At 50.3% G+C, this 23770-nt stretch carries 15 protein-coding genes; 12 read left to right on the plus strand and 3 right to left on the minus strand.

Going from position 1 to position 23770, the window contains the following annotated elements:
* The first annotated feature begins 454 nt into the window (after positions 1-454).
* The 7 genes from waaF to fabV all read left to right on the plus strand — a co-directional run bounded on the left by waaF (position 455) and on the right by fabV (position 9069).
* Positions 455-1522 (plus strand): lipopolysaccharide heptosyltransferase II, encoded by a 1068-nt coding sequence (gene waaF / locus AC4IFB_RS02485; protein ID WP_490779292.1) that lies wholly within the window; start codon positions 455-457, stop codon positions 1520-1522.
* Positions 1519-2607 (plus strand): glycosyltransferase, encoded by a 1089-nt coding sequence (locus AC4IFB_RS02490; protein WP_490779293.1) that lies wholly within the window; start codon positions 1519-1521, stop codon positions 2605-2607. The genes waaF and AC4IFB_RS02490 overlap by 4 nt, the downstream gene beginning before the upstream one ends.
* Positions 2608-2613: 6 nt before the next feature.
* Positions 2614-3687 (plus strand): glycosyltransferase, encoded by a 1074-nt coding sequence (locus tag AC4IFB_RS02495; RefSeq protein WP_490779294.1) that lies wholly within the window; start codon positions 2614-2616, stop codon positions 3685-3687.
* A gap of 382 nt (positions 3688-4069) precedes the next feature.
* Positions 4070-5527, plus strand: a complete 1458-nt coding sequence (locus AC4IFB_RS02500; RefSeq protein ID WP_490779295.1) for a DUF5666 domain-containing protein — start codon at positions 4070-4072, stop codon at positions 5525-5527.
* A gap of 400 nt (positions 5528-5927) precedes the next feature.
* Positions 5928-6170, plus strand: coding sequence for a hypothetical protein (locus tag AC4IFB_RS02505; RefSeq protein WP_490779296.1), 243 nt, complete (start codon positions 5928-5930; stop codon positions 6168-6170).
* Between the two features lie 20 nt (positions 6171-6190).
* On the plus strand, positions 6191-7036 hold the full coding sequence (locus AC4IFB_RS02510; protein ID WP_490779297.1) for an endo alpha-1,4 polygalactosaminidase: 846 nt from the start codon (positions 6191-6193) through the stop codon (positions 7034-7036).
* 836 nt (positions 7037-7872) lie between these two features.
* The gene (fabV, locus tag AC4IFB_RS02515) at positions 7873-9069 is read left to right on the plus strand and encodes an enoyl-ACP reductase FabV (protein WP_490779298.1); all 1197 of its coding nucleotides are present in this window, start codon (positions 7873-7875) and stop codon (positions 9067-9069) included.
* A 504-nt stretch (positions 9070-9573) separates the two neighbouring features.
* Here the strand turns inward: fabV and AC4IFB_RS02520 are convergent.
* Both AC4IFB_RS02520 and AC4IFB_RS02525 read right to left on the minus strand, forming a co-directional pair.
* The gene (locus AC4IFB_RS02520) at positions 9574-13242 is read right to left on the minus strand and encodes an InlB B-repeat-containing protein (protein WP_490779299.1); all 3669 of its coding nucleotides are present in this window, start codon (positions 13240-13242) and stop codon (positions 9574-9576) included.
* Positions 13243-13497: 255 nt separating this feature from the next.
* Positions 13498-16608: an AfsR/SARP family transcriptional regulator gene (locus AC4IFB_RS02525; RefSeq protein ID WP_490779300.1), complete on the minus strand. Its 3111-nt coding sequence runs from the start codon at positions 16606-16608 to the stop codon at positions 13498-13500.
* A 310-nt stretch (positions 16609-16918) separates the two neighbouring features.
* On the opposite strand from AC4IFB_RS02525, the gene AC4IFB_RS02530 reads away from it, so the two are divergent.
* Complete coding sequence (locus AC4IFB_RS02530) at positions 16919-17290, plus strand: cupin domain-containing protein (protein WP_490779301.1); 372 nt, start codon at positions 16919-16921, stop codon at positions 17288-17290.
* A 264-nt stretch (positions 17291-17554) separates the two neighbouring features.
* Entirely contained in the window at positions 17555-17800 is a 246-nt protein-coding gene (locus AC4IFB_RS02535; protein ID WP_490779302.1) for a hypothetical protein, read from the plus strand.
* Positions 17801-18053: 253 nt separating this feature from the next.
* Here AC4IFB_RS02535 and lpxL read toward each other — a convergent pair whose 3' ends face one another.
* Complete coding sequence (gene lpxL / locus AC4IFB_RS02540) at positions 18054-18965, minus strand: LpxL/LpxP family Kdo(2)-lipid IV(A) lauroyl/palmitoleoyl acyltransferase (RefSeq protein ID WP_490775213.1); 912 nt, start codon at positions 18963-18965, stop codon at positions 18054-18056.
* An 82-nt stretch (positions 18966-19047) separates the two neighbouring features.
* Between lpxL and hldE the strand changes: the two genes are divergently transcribed.
* Genes hldE through waaA form a run of 3 tightly spaced genes read left to right on the plus strand, consistent with a single transcriptional unit; the run spans position 19048 to position 23535 of the window.
* Positions 19048-20478 carry a bifunctional D-glycero-beta-D-manno-heptose-7-phosphate kinase/D-glycero-beta-D-manno-heptose 1-phosphate adenylyltransferase HldE gene (gene hldE / locus AC4IFB_RS02545; protein WP_490779303.1) on the plus strand — a complete coding sequence of 477 codons (1431 nt, stop codon included), beginning with the start codon at positions 19048-19050 and terminating at the stop codon, positions 20476-20478.
* Positions 20468-22252 (plus strand): lipid A export permease/ATP-binding protein MsbA, encoded by a 1785-nt coding sequence (msbA, locus tag AC4IFB_RS02550; protein WP_490775211.1) that lies wholly within the window; start codon positions 20468-20470, stop codon positions 22250-22252. The genes hldE and msbA overlap by 11 nt, the downstream gene beginning before the upstream one ends.
* 14 nt (positions 22253-22266) lie before the next feature.
* Positions 22267-23535, plus strand: a complete 1269-nt coding sequence (gene waaA, locus AC4IFB_RS02555) for a lipid IV(A) 3-deoxy-D-manno-octulosonic acid transferase (RefSeq protein ID WP_490775210.1) — start codon at positions 22267-22269, stop codon at positions 23533-23535.
* Positions 23536-23770: the final 235 nt, after the last annotated feature.

Consider the following 23770-nt stretch of genomic DNA (forward strand, 5'->3'; position numbering starts at 1 on the left):
AAGCCGTTTTGGTGCACCCTACCGTTCAATTCAGGGCGTAGGGTGGGGCCCTGCCCCACCAAAATAGCTTGGTTACCTCAGAAAATTCTCGTTCTACGTAACAAATCCCCTTAAGTAAGTGCCATTCGGGTACGGCCTTGCCGCACCATTAAGGCTGAAAAGTGTAAGAATTTAGGTTGTTCTGTTCTCAAAATCTATTGCGAAAAACCACGGCTTGCTTTTACAACACCCTACTTAAGGAGGAGAGCAAGGGTGAGGTGGTACAAAACATAGCTCAGCTTTAGTAATTCGACCCTCCAGAGGACGTAGGCGTTTCTGGGATAGCATGAAAATTGATGTTAGGGTTAACACTAACATAATCACTAAGCTGCTTGTACTATATGAACATTTGATCAAGCTGGTTTAACCCTCTGCGTAAAGTTATGTTGTCGAATCTACCGATCTCAGGATTGCTGTGAAATTGCCTCAAACTGACAATCCCTCAATTTTGATTGTGCGGCTCAGTGCCATTGGAGATATCGTCTTCGCCTCTCCCTTGATTCACGCCCTGCGTCGACGCTATCCGAAAGCACGTATCAGTTGGCTGGTGCAACCGGAATCCAAAGCCCTGCTGGAACAGCATCCTGAACTGGATGAGGTTGTGGTCTGGCCGAGAGCCGAATGGGAGAAGCTGTGGAAAGCTCGAAGCTGGCTGGCACTTTGGTATGAGATAGCAGCCTTTAAAAAAGTCTTGAGAAGGCAACAATACGATCTGGCGCTGGATGTTCAGGGGTTGCTGAAGAGTGGCATACTCACCTGGCTTTCAGGTGCACAGCAACGGATCGGCCTGGGCTCACGAGAGGGCAGCCAATATTTAATGAATGATCGGGTGGAGAAGGGTGGAGAGCCTCGACGTATCGGATCTGAATATCTCTATCTCGCTGAGCAACTTGAACTACCGGTGGATGAGTTCGAGATGCAGGTTGGCCTCTCCAGGGAGGATCAGCGCTATGGGGATCAGACTATCGAAAATCATGAGCTGAGTCGGGGGTTCGTGGTAATCTCTCCCTTTACCACACGGCCGCAGAAACATTGGTTTAATGACTCCTGGTGCGAGTTGATTGCGGCAGCTGAGGGTGAATGGCAACTGCCGATTGTGATGCTCGGTGGCCCAGCTGACCAAAAAGCGGCCAAGACGATAACAGCCACAGCCCCGGCAAGATTGATCAACCTGGTCGGTAAGACCAGTTTACGTCAGGCTGCGGCGCTTATCGCCAAAGCAGAATTGGTGGTTGGTGTTGATACGGGATTGACCCATATCGGTATCGCCATGAACCGACCGGCCCTCTGTCTGTTTGGTTCAACCAGGCCCTATCTGGATACGACCCATGAGAATGCGCAAGTGATCTATCATCCTCGCAGCTGCTCCCCCTGTAAACGCAAGCCAACCTGTCATGGTGCTTTTGATTGCATGGCGGATATCAAGGTGGCAGAGATCATTGAGCGGGCCGCAAAGTTACCTGGCTTTATGGGGATATCGTGAAAGTCCTGCATGTCGAGACCGGTCAGCATCTCTATGGGGGAGCCAAACAGGTCAACTATCTACTCTCAGGTCTACAGCAGCATGGTGTAGAGTCGAGGCTGGTCTGCCCGATTGGCAGCGCCATAGGTCGTGCAGTCAGAGAGTCGGTTGCGGAAGTCTACGAGATTCCGATGCGTGGTGATCTCGATCTGGGTTTTATCCTCCGGCTGCGTAAAATAATCCGCCAGGTAGAACCTGACCTGATACATCTCCACAGTCGAAGAGGTGCGGATGTGCTTGGCGGCATAGCTGGCCGACTGTGCGGTATCAAGAGCGTACTCTCACGCAGGGTCGATAATCCCGAGTCACCCCTTGTGGTGAAGTGGAAGTATCGTCTCTACGATCGGGTTATCGCCATCTCACAAGGTATAGCCGATGTGTTGCTGGAAGAGGGCGTCCCCAAAGAGAAGCTGGCCTGCGTGCGCAGTGCTGTGGATGTTGAGGCCTACCAGAAAAGTTGTGACCGGGCCTGGTTCAGAGATCAGTTTAAGCTGCCGGATGATGCTTTAGTGATGGCAACGGTTGCCCAGTTGATTTCACGTAAAGGCCATCGCTATCTTCTGCAGTCGATGCCAAGACTGATCAATCGCTTCCCGAATATCCGCTGGCTGATTTTTGGTAAAGGTCCCCTGCAACAGGCGCTGGAAACAGAGATTGCCGAACTGGGGCTGCAATCCCACATACAGATGGCTGGCTTTCGTGACGACCTCTCCTCAATCTACCCTTGCCTGGATCTGCTTGTCCATCCCGCCTTGATGGAAGGACTGGGGATAGCGCTGCTGCAGTCTGCCAGTGCCGGTCTGCCTATCGTTGCGGTCGATGCCGGAGGCATGCCGGAAGTGGTTGAAGATGGTGTGAATGGGCGCCTGGTGCCCGGTGGTAGTGTCGAAGTGCTGGGCGATGCGGTGGAGCAACTCCTCGCCGACGAATCACTTCGACGTCAGATGGGCGAATCGGGCCGAGAGAAGATGCGCCGCAGTTTCTCCGTAGAACAGATGGTCGAAGGCAATCTGAATGTCTATCGGACATTGTTGAATACAGACTAGTAGTTGATGAACGAAATAAAAAGTTTACAGATCATCGGTAGTAAAACCTTTGGCGGTGCTGAGCGCTGGTTCCAGCGCTATGCACTGGCATTGGCAGAGATGGGGCACCCGACCGAGATCGGTGTGCGCAGCGGTAGCGAGCTGGATGGGGATCACTGGTCAAATCTATCAAGACACCCCTTGGGCATGCGAACAGTCTGGGATCCGATCTCAAAAAACGAAGTGAGTCGTCTGGTCAAACAACAACAACCACAGATCGTCCAGACCTATATGGGACGGGCGACCCGCCTCACCCATCTGCCCAAAAACAGCGCAGCAATGCACATTTCACGACTCGGGGGCTACTACAAAGTAGACGGCTACCGACACGCTGACGCCTGGATCGGTAACACCAAAGGCATCTGCGACTACCTGATTGAAGCAGGATTCCCCAGCAAGCAGGTTTATCACATCTACAACTTTGCCGAATTGCCGCAAGCAGGCCCAGCACCAGAGGGATTAAAAGCGCAACTGGGCATACCACAAGAGGCCTGGGTGCTGATGTCTCCTGGCCGATTTGTGCCATTCAAGGGGCACCGCTATCTGCTGGATGCCCTCTCAAAACTACCCACAGAGATAGCCGGTCGACCTGTCTGGCAAGTGATCCTGGGTGATGGGCCGTTGCAAGAGGATCTCCACCAACAGGCACAACAGCTCGGCATCGATCAGCGAATCATCTGGACAGGTTGGCAGCTCAACCCAGACCCCTATTATCGATTGGCCGATCTGATTGTCTTCCCCTCCACCAATGCTGAACCCTTCGGCAATGTCATCATCGAGGCCTGGGGTTACGCTAAGCCACTGGTCACCTCGGCATCGATGGGAGCTAGAGAGGTGGTACAGCACGGTGAGGATGGGCTGATGTTCGAGTGCGAAAACCCTCGATCCCTGGCGCAGAACATTGAGCGGGCACTGAAGGAGGATAGTTTAAGAACAGGGATGGCAAATAGAGGTCATCAGCGTGCCCAACAAGAGTTTGCCAGGGAGCCGATAATGCAGACATATTTGGAATTGTATCGGGAGCTTATTACCCAGCGATAGTGGGTGGTCTATTGATGCGCCAGCTGTGTAAAAGAGCGTGGCGGTATGATGAGAAACCTGTCCGTCTATCGGGGTGAAGAGTGCCCTATGGTGACTACACCCCGGTCACAACATTGAGACTTGGTTCACTATAACTAAGTATCATTCAGTCATTCGTTGATCCGAATTCTTATCCTTTAATTCTAAGTAAATCAATGGGTTGTATATCCCTGTGGTGGGTTTTGTATTAATGAATCATTAATATATATCACCTTGAATATTTCTAGATTGGTCATATACTTGATTTGTGGTTGGGAAATAATTCCCAAAATAAACATTATTAACCCAGGAAGACCACATACAACATCTCTATCGAGCTGTGTATGTGGCAGAGGATGAGGATATGACTCAATCTAAATTGGTTTTATTTGTTTCTACCCTGCTGATGGTTGTACTTGGTGCCTGTGGAGGCGGCGGTGGAGGTGGTGATAGCGCCACAACCAGTAGCGGGGATTCTGTCACCGTAGGTAGGGTAGATGGTTTTGGCAGTGTCTATGTCAATGGCATCAAATTCGAAACTTCAACTACCGAATATGAGATCGACGATGAGCAGGGCTTTGATGACTCATCATTGGCTGTGGGTATGATTGTCCGGATTGAAGGTTCAGTGAATGAAGATGGTATGACGGGTGTTGCCGACGTCATTACCTATGATGATGATGTTGAAGGCCCTATCGATAATGGATCTCTTGTAATGAGTGGTGAGGTCGCAACATTCACTATCTTGAGTATGGCAGTCTCGGCAGATGCAAATAGCACTGTGTTTGATGATGGTGCATCGTTTAATGGCCTGGCCGAAGGTCAGGAGTTAGAGGTCAGTGGCTTTTTCGATGGCACGCAGATTGTTGCCTCACGGATCGAATTGCAGAACGATAGTGAGAGTGATTACGAGATAAAGGGCACGGTTACCGCATATGACGGTAGTGAGATCACCCTGGAACTTAAAAATGGTGCTGTGGCTGGCCCCTACCTGCTCAGTTCCAGTGTCGAATTGGATATACCTTCAGATCCGATTGGATTGTTTGTCGAATTGAAGCTGGTAAGCGTCGGTGGTTCGATGGAGGTTGTCCGGATCGAAAGCGATGACAGTGATCTGATCGATGACGATGATGAAGAAGTCTCTCTGCACGGAATTTTAGCTGGTGATGGTAGTGGTGGTTACTCTGTGAATGGCGTTATGTTCGAGGTCACCTCCCAAACACGATATGAGCCCAATACCCTTGAAGGGAATCTGAGCGCAGGTATGGAACTGGAGGTCGAGGGCTATATGCAGGGCGATATCCTTATTGCAGAAAAGATAGAAGCAGAGGATAGCGAGATTGAGATTGAAGCAGCGGTCAGTGGTGTTGAAAGCAGCGATGCTAAGAACGGTGTAGTTACCCTTGATCTGGGTAGTGGCCAAAGTCTGGCTGTTGTGACTGATAACTCAACGCGTTTTGAAGATAGTTCCGATTTTGACCTGGATGAAGATGGTAGTTTCAATCTGGATGAATTGAGGGATGGAGATTTTGTCGAGATGGAACTTAAACGCATGGGTGAGCAGTATGTCGCCATCAGTATCGAGCGTGAGGACGAGTCTTCAGCAACCAAAATAGAGGCGCCTGTCGAAGCGTTTACCGATAGTGTTTCGGTTACCCTGGTAGGCGCAGTTTTTACCGTCTATGCAGCTACCGAATACAAGCTGGATGATGACCGGATCGATGCAGAAACATTTTTCAGTCAATTGAATGTTGGTGAAAGAGCCAAGATAGAAGATGAAGATGGAGATGCATCGATAGAAGAGATCGAGTTGGATAGATAAGGACTACTACGCCATAGTTTGCCAAAGTTTGGCGGCAGGTACTTCTTTACGAAGTATTCGCCGCCATTTTTTTTGTGAAAATTCAGTGCTTGTCTCTACTCGCACTGAGATCCGGTTCATGGGCTGCTTGCTTCAGTCACTGCAGTAAGATTATAAGATTGGCTTGAGGAGATACTAGTTAAAATGGTAGCTATAACTGCTGATTTATAGTGCAGTCACTCCTGATTAATGCTACTTTTGTTATCGTTATTTTATTCATTAGCAGCCCATATGGACCATTCGGTAAAACTTTGAGCTTACCTTCCTTAGGTAGTGGTGCTTATGTTTCGGCTGAGTGTTATTGGTGTGTTTGTTATAACCTGTTTACTCATTGTCGGTCTATGTGGTCTGGAAGGTAAAAATGATTTCATGGTTGGTCATTGTTGTGGGGTTATACCTATCCTGGAATTTCACTGAGCTGGAATCAGCTTCTTCTCTTCAAAACACGCTCTGTCCAATATTGGTGTTTCTGTTTTTAATCGCACTACTTGTGAAAATTGTTTTTCTCATGGGGCCATCAAGCGGTCGTGATGTGGGTTCTGGTGGTGGTGGGTTTTTTGGTGGAGATGGCGGAGGCGGTGACTACGGTGGGGGTGGTGAATAGGGGTGCTTTGAAAAAGTGATATGCGTGTTCTACTAGCTCAATTAATGTTTTGTGTTTTTGTTGCTGGCTGTGGTGGTGGCTCTTCCAATGGTGAGTCAGAAACTGCGGTAGACTCTGATCAACCTCCAGTAGTGTCAGGTAGTTGGTATCAGCCTGCTCTATTTGCAACCTGGCAATGGCAGTTATCAGGCCCCGTCAATAGTTCTTACGAAGTCGATCTCTATGATATTGACCTGTTTGATTCTTCAGAATCATTAATTCAACAACTTCAATTAAATTCGATAAAGGTTATCTGTTACTTTTCAGCGGGTTCCTATGAAGCCTGGCGCTCTGACGCGAGCAGTTTCTCTGAAGCAGAGTTGGGTAATACCCTTGATGGCTGGGCTGATGAGCGCTGGCTTGATATTCGTTCAGAGAATGTTCGTACCATTATGAAGCGCCGACTTGATCTGGCTGTGGAGAAAGGTTGTGATGGGGTTGAAGCTGATAACGTGGATGGTTACAGCAACAATAGTGGCTTTAATCTGAGTGCGAGCGATCAGCTTGATTTTAACCGTATGCTTGCAAATGAGGCCCATACTAGAGGGCTTTCAGTTGGTTTGAAAAACGACCTCGATCAAGTCGATGAACTTGTCGACTATTTCGATTTCGCGATAAATGAGCAATGCTTTGAATATTCAGAGTGTGATGTACTTTCAGCTTTTGTTGAGCGTGGAAAGGCAGTGCTTAATGCGGAATATCGACAAGAATATATCGATGACGAGATTGTAAGGAATACCCTGTGTAATGAATCATTGAATCTCCAATTCAGTACATTGATACTGCCTCTGGACTTAGATGATGAGTTTCGATTTGGTTGCTTGTGAGTCTTAACATACTCATCAGGTGGTTCTCGTTAAGTTGGAGATGGTGCGGCAGGGCCGCACCCTACGCTGGATTTCTTTATACAACTCATCTGCGGGCTTTAAGTGGCCACGTCCCGCTCTGTTAGAAGGAGGTTTCCCTACTCCTGTTCATTTCAAATACTACTTTCAAACGACCTGTTAAATCGCCAGGTCAATTGAATTGAGATAAGTAGGGTGCGGCCCTGCCGCACCATAACTGTGTTGGTTCAAGCGCACTTCCAGTAACTCTCTTTGTGCCTGTTGGTGTCTGTAACAGGAGCATTCTCTTAATATACACATCTGGTGGTTCTCGTTTGAGTTGGAGATGGTGCGGCAGGGCCGCACCCTACGCCGGATTTCTTTATACAACTCATCTGCGGTCTTTAAGTGGCCACGTCCCGCTCAGTTTGAAGGAGGTTTCTCTACTCCTGTTCATTTCAAATACTACTTTCAAACGACCTGTTAAATCGCCAGGTTAATTGTATTGAGATAAGTAGGGTGCGGCCCTGCCGCACCATAACTATGTTGGCTCAAGCGCACTTCCAGCAACTCTCTTTGTGCCTGTTGGTGTCTGTAACAGGAGCATTCTCTTAATATACACATCTGGTGGTTCTCGTTTAAGTTGGACATGGTGCGGCAGGGCCGCACCCTACGCTGGAGGTTGACTGATAATCAGGACAATAGTGTAACGATTGGATGGTCACTTCAAAGCTGCAGGCCAACGCTATGAATTTTGGGTCAACCCTGCCTATTATCTAAAAGCTCAGGTATTATAGGGCGCTTCAAACAGATAATTGTAATATTGAGGAATCCTGGCCGTGATCATAAAACCAAAAACTCGCGGATTTATTTGTACCACAGCACACCCTGCTGGATGCGCTGCCAATGTTGCTGAACAGATCGACAAGGTCAAAGCTGGCGGTGAAATTCCTGCTGGTCCTAAGAGAGTCCTGGTCATTGGCGCATCTACGGGATATGGCCTTGCCTCCCGAATCACCGCCGCTTTTGGTTCCGGCGCTGCCACGATCGGTGTGTTTCTGGAGAAACCGGCTACGGAGAAGAAGCCGGGATCCGCTGGTTGGTATAATTCTGCCGCTTTTGAGACTGCCGCTCACGAAGCAGGACTCTATGCCAAGAGTGTTAATGGCGACGCTTTCTCCAATGAGATGCGCGACAAGGTGATCGCTCTCATTAAGGAAGATCTGGGTGAAGTGGATCTGGTGGTCTACTCATTGGCCTCACCAGTACGTAAGTTACCCGAAACCGGTGAGACTATCCGCTCCGTGCTTAAACCAATCGGTGAGACCTACCGGGCTACCGCTGTCGATACCAGTAAAGATCAGTTAATCGAGGCTGCCATCGAGCCGGCTACCGAGGAAGAGGTCGCAAATACCATAACGGTCATGGGTGGTGAAGATTGGGAGCTGTGGATGGCTGCGCTGCAATCGGCTGGTGTACTGGCTGATGGTGCCAAGACAGTCACTTATGGCTACATCGGAACCGATATCACCTGGCCTATCTATTGGCATGGTGCCTTGGGTAAAGCCAAGGAGGACATGGATCGGGCTGCTACGGTAATCGACGATAAGTTGCAGAGCATCAATGGCAGTGCAAATGTGGCTGTTCTGAAAAGTGTGGTGACCCAGGCCTCTGCGGCTATTCCTGTGATGCCGCTCTATATCGCTATTGGATTCAAGGTGATGAAAGAGTTGGGGCTTCACGAGGGTTGCCTGGATCAGATCAATCGCATGTTCCGTACCCAGTTGTATAAAGATGGCGGCGCTGATCTGGACGAAGAGCGGCGGATACGCATGGATGATTGGGAGCTGCGCGATGAGGTTCAGTTGGCAGTCAAGGATATCTGGCCAAAGGTAACCAATGAGAATATTTTCGAGGTAACCGATTATCAGGGTTATAAGGATGAGTTTCTGAAGTTGTTCGGCTTTGGGGTAAGTGGTGTAGATTATGAGGTGGATGTCGATACCATTGTACCCTTCGAACCTGAGACAGTTTGATTTTCAGATCGCCTGTTAACGGCTATATATCACTGCGCATTTCCCCACTCTTTCCCGAGCTGTAGGGTGGGGCCATGCCCCACCATATAAGGTGGGAAATAGTGATAAGTTGCAGAGATATTCATTCAGGATCCAGAGTGATCATCGACTATTTGTCTACTTCTCAGCCCTTTTGGTGGGGCATGGCCCCACCCTACCGGGGAAATTACTTTCATCCGCTTTATACGAAATTGTATCAACCTGAATGGCCGGTTGGCCTTCTGGATTGTAGTATTTGGCATTTTATAAACACTCATACATCGAAATAGATCATCCGTCGGTTTTTTCCACTTCTTCCCAACCCGTAGGGTGGGGCCATGCCCCACCATATAAGGTGGGAAATAGTGATAAGTTGCAGAGATATTCGTTCAGGATCCAGAGTGATCATCGACTATTTGTCTACTTCTCAGCCCTTTTGGTGGGGCATGGCCCCACCCTGCTGGGGGAAGATAATTTCAATCCGCTTTATAAGAAACTGGCATCAACCTGAATGGTGAATGGCCCGGTTGGCCTTAAGTTGATCTGGCATCTGGGGATGCCAAGCACCACGCTCTCCACATCACATTGTCCTGCTCCCCATCCTCCGAAGCTATTACCGGCGCCCGGTGCCGCTTCAAGAAAGAGAGGTAGTGCCTCCAGATTATTCAATACGGTATCTGGTGCTGTATACGATCCTGAGCATAGACCTGAAGCGCATGCAATTGGACTACCAGCTATTGGTTCAGCAAATGTAGAGGTGACAACACCTGCAGCACCTGAGACGTTTACATTGATATTAAATGTGGTTAGAGCTGAATAGTTGGCGACACAGACTTTTCCGCCATCCATAAGAATAGAGGTCTGATTTGGATCAACAGCATCTGGTGTACCACAATCAGTGCCCCCTGCAGGCCATCCGGCAAAGTAGTCTCCACTGGCAGTATGATGTGTCAGTACTACAGTGGTACTGTCTGCAACATTAGCATTGCAGGTACCGGGACAGTTGATGATCTGATTCATTCCGGCATCGACACCAGTGACATAGCTGCCATTGATATTGTTGTTCATAATCACTGTGAGTGAATGGGGGCCTGCAATGTTAGGAATAAAGACAGCTCTGCAACTGATATCTGCTGAAGGAATGGTAACTTGACCATTGGTACATCCGTTACCTTCCCAAGTATAAAACTGATAGCCTGGGTCAGCATTTGGAGTGAGTGTGATGAGGCTGCCTGAGGTGTAGTCTTCGGTACAGTCTCCAGGGCAGGCGATGCCTGCTGGCGCGCTGTTTACCGTGCCGCCTACATCAGCTGTACGCACGCCATTCTCTTCTCTGACTACAGAGAGATTGAGGCGATAGGTGTTAGTATTTACCGGTGGAGGTGAGTAGCTGATGACACAGGTTTTTGGCCCATCCATGATCACTGTCGATTCATTCCGATTGTTCTGGGTCGGTATGCCGCACTCTCTCCCTCCACTAGCCCAACCACTGAAGTAGTCGCCAGCAGCGGTGTGATGTGTCAGTACCACTGAACTGTTATCTGCGATATCTGCGTTACAGGTTCCCGGGCAGTTGATAACCTCATTCATTGCTTCATCGACACCAGTGACATAACTGCCATTGTTGTTGGAGATGATGATCCTGAGTTGTTGGGTCTGTTGCGCATCGGGTATAAATATAGCGCGACAGGCGACATCAGCGGTGGGGATGGTAACCGCGCCATCAAAACAGGCGCTGCCTTCCCAAGCGTAGAATCGGTATCCCGGATCGGGGTTTGGTGTCAGTGTGACCAGGGCGCCAACTTCATAGGTTTGAGTGCAATCCCCTGGACATACGATACCTGCTGGACTACTGGTCACCGATCCACCTGTGTTCGGTGTGCGTACACCACTATCGTCGAGCTCTACATAGACCATCAGGTCTTGTGAATCTGTAGGCGGCGTTGGCGGGTCTTTGGTAAATTCTGCAATACAATATTCATCAACTGAGGATAGGATGACAATGCCATTTTCACAGTTGCCTATACCAACCTGAGAGTCGTTGAATCTAAACCAACCGGAGAAACTATACCCTTCGTCAGGTATTGCAGTCAGGCGAATCTCTGTCTCACCGTTGAGTTTGTCATGGGGTTCGCTAAAGCAGCTATCCGGACAATCGATACCTGCGGGTTGACTGGTGACACGTCCACCTACACCGGAGGTTCGCTCACCATCTTCGACACCGACAACTTCCACCTGTAGATAGTTGAGTTCATTTGAACCTGTCCGTTCAAATACCACTTTACAATGTTTTGTGTTGTCCATGTTGATCAGAGTGTCCGGGGTTTGCGCAGAGCAATCCCAGCGCCACTCCAATAGAGATGAGCCTGGTTTTGGCGTGGCAGTAAGGGTGACATTGGAGCCAACCGGCAGGCTTTGCCAGCAGATTTGTCCTGTGCATCGCAAGCCTGGCACGCTGCTTTCCACAACACCATTGCCAGTGCCCGATTTGTATATGATCAAGCGGTGACCTGCTGTCCCGGAACAGGTAGTGTCATCCCCCAGGTTGAGCACAGGGGTTGGCCAGGCCCAGTTAGCGCCGGTTCCATCGCCTCTGCTGCCACCCGTGTTATTTCCCCAGGCAAGCATACGACCAACTGATGGATAGTCAGCAACACCACAGCTATCGTCGGCCTCTACCGCCATGGCTGTGTTACCGCCAGCGCGAATGGCGATTACGTTATTGGTGGCGTTAACCGGGCGAGGGACTGCAGTTTGGCCTCCAGGCAGTCCGGTCATCTGGCCGAAACTGTTATCTCCCCAGACCCAGGCTGTCCCGTCGCCTTTGCGGGCAACGACGAAATGTTTCCCGGTTGCTACCTCAACCACACTATCGATCTGTTGATTCAGTACGACCGGACAATCTCTATAGATTGGGCAGGAGTATGGATTCAAATCCTGCTCAATATAACCAAGCTCACCATATTGGCTATTACCGAAACCATAGATTTGACCCTCTTCGCTCAGGGCAATCACAAAGTCACCACCTCTGTAGAGGCTGGCTATTGGCGGTAGCCCACCAATCTCTTCAAGTAGTCGATAACTCAGTACGTCCTGATCCAGAGTGTCGAAAGGCACTTCATTGAACCCACCAGTGATATGGGTCTGGGCTTTATAAAAGCCAACAGTGCCATCCTGGTGTAATCCAAACAGGTATTTTTCATCTTCCCAATGAGTAACCAATCCTCCAATCCTGACTCGCTCCATGCCGACGATTTGACGGTTATGGTGTACTTCCCACAGTTCGCCATTGGCCAACCATGCCCAGGGCCAGGTATAGGGGCTGTCGTTGAAACGGCAGAATAGCGAAACAATGTTGCTGAGTTGGTTTTTCTGTTCCAGTTGTCGAAAATCGAAAGCGTTATAGTTTTCTGTAACAATGGGAGAACTGAAAACCCAGACACTGCCATCCCGATCCAGGGCATATCCCAGTGTTCCCGAGCAGAGACCAAAATCTTCAATACTGTCCAGGCCAGGTAGTGGGCTGGGAAACATATGGGCAGGCCCTTTGTTGAGGTCTTTATTGCTGTTTTCAGCCAGTTCTGTTGGATCATAGTCAAAGTACTCTTCACCCCACGACCAGAGCTGGCCAGTGGTATCCAGAGCAAGCGACCAGGGGGTATCGGAATGTGGGGCAGGTGCTACCTCGAAATCAACGACTGGGGGTGCGTTAATTGGTGCGGCATCAAAAAGCGTTACAGGCAGGTGACCTTGCAGATGCCTTTCTAAAACCGGTTCGCTGCTACCCGCTTGATCCTCGTCGTCGATGAGCAGTGCAGCACGTACTCTTCCTGTCCTGCCTATTAGTTCATTAGTGGCTGTGGCTGGAGCAGTGACTGTTCTAAGTTCACACAGAGGATCATTGTCGACGCAGGGGAGTGCTCCGCTTAGGGTAAAGCCCGCTTCACTGAGTTGGGCGTAGCGCAATGCAAATGACTGATTACTCTCTTTACTCCAACGAAACTCGACCTGTTCACTCTCTCCTGGTCTGAGCACCAGTGATGCAGGCACCGTGCCCAATGTGGGTAGAGTCCACGGAGTTGAATCTTCACCACCACAACCTGTGAGTAGTATTGACAGACAGAAGAGTGTTGCCAAAAAGCGTTCTATATTCATAGGCCATAGTCCTTGAGAGCTGGTCGTATCCGGGCAGGATTGATCCGGCAGCTTAGGGAGCTGATTGGTGGCTGAACTCCCCATCAGGCTGAATCACAAGCCCTTCTCTGATATTGTTTCTTATGGCTGGCAGTGTACGAAGAGTGACCTCACAGGTAGCTCACATCCGGGGTCCGTTAACCCTGTGAATATTACCGTTGGTCGGTTGAGGTATCTGTGATATGGGGAGAGAGGAAGAGAGTTACACCAGAATGATTAAGCCGTCATCTCTTTAACCAGTGTCAGGATGGCATTACCAGGTGCAATACCCAGTTCCTGATCAAAGATACGACTGCAGCGCTGATAGATCCGCATGGCTTCGCCTGAACGTCCCTGGTCGAGGTGGTAACGAATGAGCTGTTCATATATTGGCTCGGACATAGGGTCGATTTGTAAAGTGTGCTCCCAGAGTTCGACTGCCAATTTGGTTTGTTCATGAGATAGCAGTGCATCAGAAATTTTTAGGGCGAGATGTAGAAAACTGCTATGCAAAGACTCTCTCGGTGCCAGGAGCCAGCCACTCTCATCACCAGCAAATAACCGACCTCTATACCAGCGCATCAGATGGTTCATGGCTGTGATGGGATCACTGTCGGTGAGTTTGACTGTTTTCAATGCTTGCGTGGCCCAGGTATCCAGCCAGACATATTGAGGATTGAGGGAGACTCGGCCAGCGTTGACTTCAATGGCTTCAGCCCCTAATAGTTTACGCAAGCGATGCAGCAGGTTATCCAGAGCGTGACTGGATTTGTCTGCATCCCTGTCGGGCCAGAGATGATCGATAAGCAGCCACTTTGCAACATCTCTACCCCCTTCGGCGATGAGGGCGCTGAGCAGTTCGACGGGTCTTTTGTGTTTACCAAGACTCAAATCCAGCACGGTACCATTTTGTATTACCTCAAAGTGGCCTAGGGCGCGAATGCGTAATGGCCAGGGCCAGTTGTCGTCCAGAGGGGAGAGTTTTTCAGGGTGTAATTGCCAGCGACTGACCAGTTTCTGTATATAGCTCGACCACATATCTTTTTTTGCCGCGAACAGAGCGAGATCAGCCACCACAAAGTGGATAAATCCCTGGTAGGCGTAAATGCCCTCTTGTTTTGCCAGGGTAAATGCGGTTTGCAGATATGTAGTGCAAGAATCAATGTCGCTCTCGGTTAAAGAGAGCCAGGCACGACTGATGTCATGCATGACCAATAGCATGTGACTTCCGCTTTCGTTACAAAGATGTTTCAGTTCCTGCAGCTCCTCTTGGGCGGCAGGGATATTACCAATTGCTGCGAATAGCTGTGCGCGTAGATTGGTATTCAGTGCCACACCAAAATCAAAAGCCAGATCTGCACTGAGCAGCTTAGACTCTTCACTCTGTGCCAATGCTTGTGCAGTATCTCCACTCAATGCTGCAAGCCAGGCGGACATGAAGTCGTGATGGGCAATATCCATTCGGTGACCAGGTCGAATCAGCTCATGAAACTCCTTCAGCCCTTGTTGGGCCTGCTGGTTGCGTCCCGCCATGATGTCACAATAGACACGATAGGCTCGGGGGTTACTGCGGAAGGCACCCCCGGCGGCACTTTGTGATAACAGAATTGCACCATCCAGGGTCTCTTCGGCTGTCTCCTGGCCAGCAATAAGTTGATGCAGACCAACCATCGAACAGGCTAACAGACGTAGTGGTGTTGGCAGTGCCGGGTTGTCGAGTGCGGGGAGCAGGTGTTTTGCCTGGGCATGAAGACGAGCAATCTGCCCGGTACTGGCGTAGTGGAAGGTGAGATAGGAGAACATTGCCAAACGTGGCGTCTTCAATGGCATCATACGGGCACAAAACTCACTGAAACGAATCAGGGTGCGTAAACGGGGATGCTTTGGTGCAATCAGTGTCATGATCACACCAGCAAAGGTGGCAGTTTTGGCCCGCATGGGGAAATCAGGACAGCGTGGGTGTCGACGCCGAAGCTCGTCATACTCCGCGAGCCACTGTTTAAGTGGATGGAGGTCATCGAAGACCAAGGCCATCGATTCGGAGATTGCCAGCCAGGATGAATATTGACCCAAAACATCTTCGCAATCACGAAACTGGTTGAATGCAGTCTCGAGTAGCGGCCAAGCCTGATGGGGTTGATCGAAACGTTGGCAACTGCCAAGCCAATAGCATAACCAGGGGTCACTACTACGAACATTCTCAGGCAGCATCTCTATCCAATGTTTAAGCACCTGGGTGCTGCCATCCAGTAGCATTGTTTCCGCACGTTGTTTAATCAGCTTGTGCAGTTCAGGCCACTCTTCAGCACTGATATAGCACTCGCCTGCATCATAAAAACGGTTCTCCTTTGTTAAGGTTTTAGCTATGGCAATGGTGCTGTCACTCCTGTTCAACTCAGGCATCTCATGCCATTTCCGGGTAAAGGTTTTCAGCAGCAATGGATGGAGTCGATAGATTCTGGTGCTATTTCCTGTCGTCTCTACAAGTGGTAGTTCTGCCAACAGTTGATGGCTGCGTTTAGCATCGGCACTGTTCATCGATGAGGTGATCAGGGCGGGTGTTATTTCCGGGAGTAAACTGAGTTGAAGTGCCAGCTTTTGATCTCTGGTATTGAGTGTTTGCCAGAGGAGGTGGCCAGGGTTTAGCTTGCTGCCACTACTCTCAGCAGGTGGATAGGCATGGATTGTGGCAGCAAGGGGACCAATCCACCCTTCGCTGAGCCGATGAAGGGATGCAGCAGATTTGCTGTTGCAGGGCTTTTTCCTGAGATGACCGGCTATCTCTCCACACTCTACCTGGGTCAAACGCAGATCCTCTGGATTTATACAGCAGATCTCATTGTTTGCTTGAAGATATTCCGGGAGGGTGGATTGGCTGATGTGAAACGTCAATCCAGAGGATTTGCGTTGAACTGAAAAATCATACAAGGCCTCGATATGTGTTTTGTTATCACTCAATAGCTCGATATTGTCCCAGACAAAGGAGGCGTTTTCGGCAAGCTGAGATGCTATTGAAGAGAGCAACTCCTTGAGTGAGAGCAGAGGATCATCGAATGGTGCTGGCTTGGGGTATTTGCCCAGTAGAGGGGAGAAAGCCGTGTGGAGCCGCTGAAAAAAAAGTGCAGCATCTCTATCTCTATGTTCAAGACGAAACCAATAAACCGGGATGTCAGGTTGGTTGTTCAGGTGTTGGGCTACAGAGGATGTTTTTCCTGAACCGCTTGGTCCATTCACCCAAAACATTTGATGCTTTTTCTGAAGGTTGATCCACTGTTGGCTTAAGCGAGGGATCGGGACAAGATGATCTGTTGTCGGCGGTGATGTGGATAGAATATGAATCGATTTCATAACCCGCTATTCCCAAGAAAGCCAGGTCTTCCATGATGATGTAGTCCCTTCTGGCCACGAAATGTGGTTTTGTTTGAGGAACTTTACTGATTGGGAAGAGTATAAGCAAATTCGCTGAGGCCTTCTGAAATCAGTTTACTGTTCGAACTGTGGCTCAATGTTTTAACCATGAATAAACACTTATGTCATAAGCTATGATACTCATTTGTCGGTTTCCTTTTGTAAGTGGATGGTGTTTGAATGATTGGAGTGATTCAATCTAAACTGGCGCTATAGCATAAGATGCAACTATTCGAATATTGTGAATTAGATGAAAGCTAAAATTAAACACCAGGATCTTGAGAACGAGTTTTATACTGATGAGCTGTGTCATATTATTGAGGTGTCTAACTCTGATGATGATCCCGGTCTATCGATCGCAAGAGCGAGAGTGGAAGCGGGTGTAACTACCCGTTGGCACCGGCTTAAGGAAACGATTGAGCGCTATCTCATTGTTTCAGGTCGTGGGCGTGTGGAGATAGATGATCAAAAGCCTGTCGAAGTGGGTGCCGGTGATGTGGTAATTATTCCGCCAATGTGCCGTCAGCGTATTACCAATTATGGAACAGATGATCTGGTTTTTTATGCTATCTGTTCACCTCGTTTCTTGAGTGTGAATTATCTGGATAGTGACTCTGCTTAGCGTTGGTTATAAAAATATGACGTACATGGTGACGCCATGCCTCACCAATAGGTAGTCGAGAAGTTGTAACTTTAAAACCGCGTCATAATGGAATAAGAGAAGGGGGCAGTGAAAACGTTGTAGTTAACTCTTGTAGGAAGGTAACTGATTGATATCGGTATATGGATAGAAGATACGGTTGACTATATTCCGCCTTCAATACCACCGGCAATGGATTATTTAAAGTGCAGAGGTCTTGAGTCCTGGTCGGAAGAGATTCGATTGATGATCGAAGAGCACCATAAAATTCGTGAATTTAAAGATGACGCATCTCCTCTGGTGGAGCTTTTCAGGAGAGGGGATCTGGTCGATTTTTCATTGGGTTTGTTTAAGTTTGGTCTTCAAAAAGCATACATCGATCAGGTGAAAGCTGCGTTTCCAAACGAGGGGTTTCACAGGAGTCTGTTGAAGAGGGCTGGTAAGTGGTTGCTGAAGCATCCATTGCGACCGCTTCCGATGATGAAGTGGTAATTTAATCTGCTGGTGTAATCAACTACTCTCCGCGGTGCGGGCATCTGGATCAAAGGTGTGATTGAAGCTTATCTATTTACAGCCCAGATGGTGGGGCATGGCCCCACCCTACAATAATCGATTGGTAGGGTGGGGTCATGCCTGTTCGGGATTGGTAGGGTGGGGCCATGCCCCACCATAAGCCAGAATGGCGCGTAGGGTGCCGGCCCTGCCGCACCATTGAGATAGAGATGATATCTGGAGAAAGAATCTCTTAGTAAGGATCAGGTATTACCTTACGCTTCTTAAACCGTCGGTGAATCCAAAGATACTGTTCCGGGGCATAGGCAACTGCTTTTTCAATCAGCCCATTTATGCGTGTTGCGTCATACTGAATATCCTCGGAGGGAAAATCCTCAAGGGGAGAGTGGATCACCAGTTTATAACCGCTGCCATCTGCTTTGCGGTAGCCTGAGAAGAGTATCGTCTGAGCACCACTGATCTTTGCCAGGCGAGAGGTTGCGGTGTTGGTGCCGGCAGGTTCGCCGAAGAAGGGGGCTAGGGTGCTGTTCTGTCCCTTGAAGCTCTGGTCCGGTGCGTACCAGACAGGCAGGTTCTTTTTCAGCGTGCGTATTACCTGGCGGATTTCGTTTCTCGGGATGGCCGCTTCGAAACGCTCACGCCGGTTGCGATTGAAGGCCCATTCGATGACCGGATTTTCATGGGGGCGGTACATCACAGCGAAGGGTTGAAACAGACTCAGCAGACGACCGGTAACCTCAAGGTCGGTGAAGTGGGCGCTGAGCAGGATGATTCCTTTGCCCCGTGCAAGGCTCTGTTGCAGATGTTCTAATCCTTCGATCTCGACCAGGGGTTTCAACTTGCTCTCTTTGGCCCACCAGGCAAAGCCGATCATCAACATGCCGATGCCGAGAGATTCGAAGTGTTGGCGGAGAATGGTCTGCCTCTCCTGCTCAGTCTTGTCTGAAAAGCAGATCCCCAGATTGACCGCGGCAATGTGTTTGCGTTTAGGCGAGAGGTGGTAGATCAACCGTCCTATGGCGCGGCCAATGGAGAGTGTCATGGAGTAGGAGAGGAGTTGGCTGGTGAGCCAAAGCAGGCCTAAACCGAGCCATGCAGGCCAGTTATAGGGTGAATAGAGTGAGTGTTTACGCTTTTTTGCCATGCTCTGTTCTGGAATTCAGCTTGTTACTACCTGTCGCCCCCCCTAAACTAGGGCGTTTGTCGCAATATATGTTAACGGTTTGATGCAATTTCAGCTTCCTGACTTCAGTAAGGCGCGTGTTCTGGTAGTGGGCGATCTGATGCTTGATCGCTACTGGCAGGGTGCTGCCGCCAAAATCTCCCCCGAAGCCCCGGTTCCCGTGGTTCATGTGCATGATACCGAAGAACGCCCGGGGGGTGGGGCAAATGTTGCCTTGAATATGACCAGTCTCGGTGTGGAGGTTGGTTTATGCGGGCTGATTGGTGAAGACGAAGCGGGTAGCCGCTTGATCACTGAGCTGACCAATGCGGGGGTTCAGTGTCTGCTGCAGAGAGAGGTTGGGGTACCGACCATAACCAAGCTGCGGGTCATCAGTCAGCATCAGCAGTTGTTGCGTTTGGATTTTGAGCAGCCCATGTGGCAAGTAGACCTGACCGAGCTGGAAGGGCTGTACGAACAGCAGCTGGGCGACTGCGACCTTGTGATTCTGTCTGATTATGCCAAGGGTACCTTGCAGCAGCCACAGCGTCTGATTGCCGCAGCGAGGGCGCAGGGTGTGCCGGTATTGGTAGATCCGAAAGGGAGTGATTTCGAAAAATATCGTGATGCGACACTACTGACCCCGAACCTGAAGGAGTTCGAGGCGGTGGTTGGCCATTGCGAAACCGATCAGGTTCTTAATGAGCGGGGCATGGCGTTACGGGAGAAACTGAACCTGCAATCGCTGATGATCACCCTGAGTGAGCGGGGATTGTTGTTGATTCAGAAAGATGTGCCGCCACTGCATCTGCCCACAAGGGCAAGGGAAGTGTTTGACGTCACAGGTGCCGGGGATACTGTGATCGGTGTATTGGGTGCCGGAATGGCTGCAGGTATGCCGATTCAGGATGCGGCTGGGTTGGCCAATGTTGCTGCCGGTCTGATGGTCGGAAAGCTGGGTGCCGGCAGTGTCAGCCTGGAAGAGCTCAAAGGGGCACTGATCAGTCAGGGTGATTTCGATTTTCATACCATTCTGAGCCGGGAAACCCTGGCTGAGGCGACCAGGGTGGCGCGCCAGCAGGGTGAGCGGATCGTGATGACTAACGGTTGTTTCGATATTCTGCATGAGGGGCATGTGCGTTATCTTCAACAGGCCAAACAGTTGGGCGATCGTCTGGTTGTGGCTGTCAATGAGGATGATTCTGTGCGTCGTCTGAAAGGAGCTGGGCGGCCGATCAATACGGTCGAGCAGCGAATGGCGGTACTGGCTGGTCTGGCTTCGGTGGACTGGGTGGTGCCATTCGGTGAGGATACCCCCGAGTCATTGATCTGTGAGATCAAACCAGACCTGCTGGTGAAGGGAGGTGACTATAAACCGGAAGAGATCGCTGGTTACGACTGTGTAGTGAAAAACGGTGGTGCGGTTCAAGTGCTCGATTTTCTGCCCGGTGTGTCGACCAGCCGTATCGTGGAGGCGATGCGCGATGTCGAATGATAAAGGTGGGGTGGATGGGCCCGGTATGTCAGGTCGTGAGCTCTATCTGCGTCTGTTGCAACGGGTAAAACCCTACTGGAGACAGTTTGGTGGGGCGCTTGGGGCGATGGTACTGCTGGCATTGACTGAGCCGGCGATTCCAATCCTGATGAAACCGATGTTGGATGGTAGCTTTGTTGCGAAAGATCCTGACTATGTTTTCTGGTCTCCGATACTATTGATCCTGCTGTTTACTGTGCGTGGGTTGATGAACTTCGTCACCAATGTGGCTTTTGAGTGGGTCGCAGGAAAAGTGGTTCTCGATCTTCGCCGGATGATGATCGAGCGCATACTCACCATGGGAACGACCTATTTCGATGCCAACGCCACCGGAACCCTGATCTCCAAGGTGACCTATAACGTCAACCAGGTGACGATGGCGGCGACCAAAGTGTTAACCACGCTGGTCAAAGATACCATCGTGGTGATTGGTCTGATGGCCTACATGCTCTATCTGAACTGGATGCTGACGATGGTGATCTTTCTGGCCTTGCCGCTGATCGTGGTCACTGTTCGTCTATTGGCGGTGCGCTTGCGTCGGGTTAATCGTTCTCTGCAGACGACCATGGGGGTAATGACCCAGGTGCTCGAGGAGTCGGTGCGCGGCCATAAGGTCATTAAGATCTTCGAAGGGCGTCCCTACGAACAGAAGCGTTTTCTGGAACGGGCCAATTGGGTTCGTCGTTACAACATGAAGAGCAAGGTTGCAGGCTCCGCCCATATGCCGCTGGTGGAGATTGTAGGCGCAACCATGATTGCATCACTGGTCTATGTGAGTACCCATGATACCTTTCTGGGTGAATTGACTATTGGCGGATTTGTCTCATTGATGGCTGCTATCGGCCTGCTGTTCTCACCACTCAAGCGGCTTACCGGTATCAACCAGCCACTGCAAAAGGGGCTTGCGGCAGCTGAGTCAGTATTTGGTCTGATCGATGAACCTGCAGAGGTCGACACCGGTAGCAAGCCATTGCAGCGTGCAGAGGGACGGGTAACTTTCGAGTCGGTTTCGTTTCGTTATCCCAATATGGAAAAGGATGCGCTGAAGCCGATCAGTTTTGATATCGAACCGGGTACTACAGTGGCCTTGGTGGGGCACTCCGGTGGCGGTAAGACCACGATTGCGAACCTGATTCCCCGATTCTATAACCCAACAGGCGGACGTATTCTGATTGATGGGATAGATGCCCAGGAGCTTAGCCTGCTCGGCCTGCGTCGACAGCTCTCCTATGTTGGGCAGGAGTCGGTTCTTTTTGACGATACCGTAGCGGCAAATATCGCCTATGGCGCAACGGGCGAGCCGACCAGGGAAGAGATTATCGAAGCGGCAAAAAGTGCTCATGCTCTAGAGTTTATCGAGCGGCTTCCTGACGGTTTCGAGACCCGTATCGGAGAGGATGGGGTCAGACTTTCCGGTGGTCAGCGTCAACGTCTGGCGATTGCCAGGGCTTTGATCAAAGATGCACCGATTCTGCTACTGGATGAGGCCACATCGGCGTTGGATACCGAGTCGGAACGCCATGTACAAGCCGCACTTCAGGCACTGACCCATGAACGCACTACCCTGGTGATCGCCCACCGGCTCTCCACTATTCAGCATGCGGACAGGATTCTTGTGGTGCACGACGGTGAGCTTATAGAGCAGGGAAAACATCAACAGTTGATCGATCAGAAGGGCGCCTACTATCAGCTCTGTCGCCATCAATTCAGTGAGCAGTTTGAGGATAAGGATTAGGCCAATCAACTGCCATGCGATATATCTATACCCTACTGTTGCTGCTGCTAGCGCCACTCTATCCATTGCGTCTCTTCTGGCGGGCCCGCAAAGCCCCAGCCTATCGGGAGCGATGGCTGGAGCGTTTCGGACTCTTTGACCTGCCAGAGCGGCAGGAGGGTATCTGGATACATGCCGTTTCAGTAGGTGAGGTGCAGGCGATCGCACCCCTGGTTGGTCGATTGCTGGATCAGTATCCATCGCATCCGTTGCTGATCACCACAACCACGCCGACAGGGGCTGATCGTGTCAAGGCGCTGTTTGGTGCAGAGGTGGAGCATCGTTATGCGCCTGTTGATCTGCCCTGGGTTGTGCTGCGTTATCTTCAAGCCTTTCGGCCACAGCTGTTGATTCTGGTTGAGACAGAGATCTGGCCTAATCTGATCTACTACGCCAAGCGGGAAGGTGTGCCGACCCTGTTGGCCAATGCCCGCATGTCAGTACGCTCTGCTCGGGGCTATCACAAGCTGGCGGGTCTGACGCGTCAGGCATTGCGTAACCTGACCATGATTGCACCTCATGCAGAAGCTGACGCAGAACGGTTTCATACCCTGGGTGCAAGACCCGAGCAGCTGGAAGTTATCGGCAGTATCAAGTTTGATATCCATCTTCCCGGCAGTCTGCTGGAACGGGCCGATGTCTTGCGTCGTCAGTGGGGCGCTGGGCGACCGGTATGGATCGCTGCAAGTACACACGAGGGTGAAGATGAGTTGCTGATTCAGGCCCATATTGAGGTTCAGCGAACCATTGCTGATGCCTTGCTGGTGTTGGTGCCCCGTCATCCAGAACGTTTCGAACGGGTCGCTCAGCTTGTTGAGGAGTCGGGCTTTCAACTGGTCAAACGGAGTGAGCAACGACCCTGCGACCCAGAGGTCGGGGTGTTCCTGGGGGATACCATGGGTGAGCTGACCCTGTTCATAGGTGCCTCTGATGCAGCCTTTATCGGTGGCAGCCTGGTGCCTCATGGCGGACACAATATCCTCGAGGCTGCTGCACAGGGTGTTGCTGTGGTGTTTGGGCCGCATATGTTCAACTTCAGCGAAATCAGCGAACTTTTCCTCAGCCAGCAGGCAGCGGTTCAAGTGGAGTCACAGCAAGTGTTGGCTCAGCAGATTACCCAATGGCTGAGCGATGCCAGTGAACGAAGTCGTTTTGGTGAGGCCGGTAGAGAGTTGGTGGATCAGAATCGTGGCGCACTGGATAGATTGACCAGACTGGTAGAGCAGTTGCTCGATAACTATTGACCCTATAGTTTATTTTCAACTGCATTGATACTCGCTCGAGTATTACCGCTCACGTTTAACCTGTTTCAGAATCTAATGCTATTTGTTAGAAGGGTGTGCCCAACCTCACCCTAGGGCCTATTCAATTAGTGTTAACAGGTCCGAGGCAACTATCTATAGGAAATATGGTGCGGCAGGGCCACACCCTACGTAAAGTAGGAAATAGGCCCTGAATAATTGGGGAATTCACTTAATA

This window comes from Candidatus Thiodiazotropha sp. AKIB8 (genome assembly GCF_058244675.1).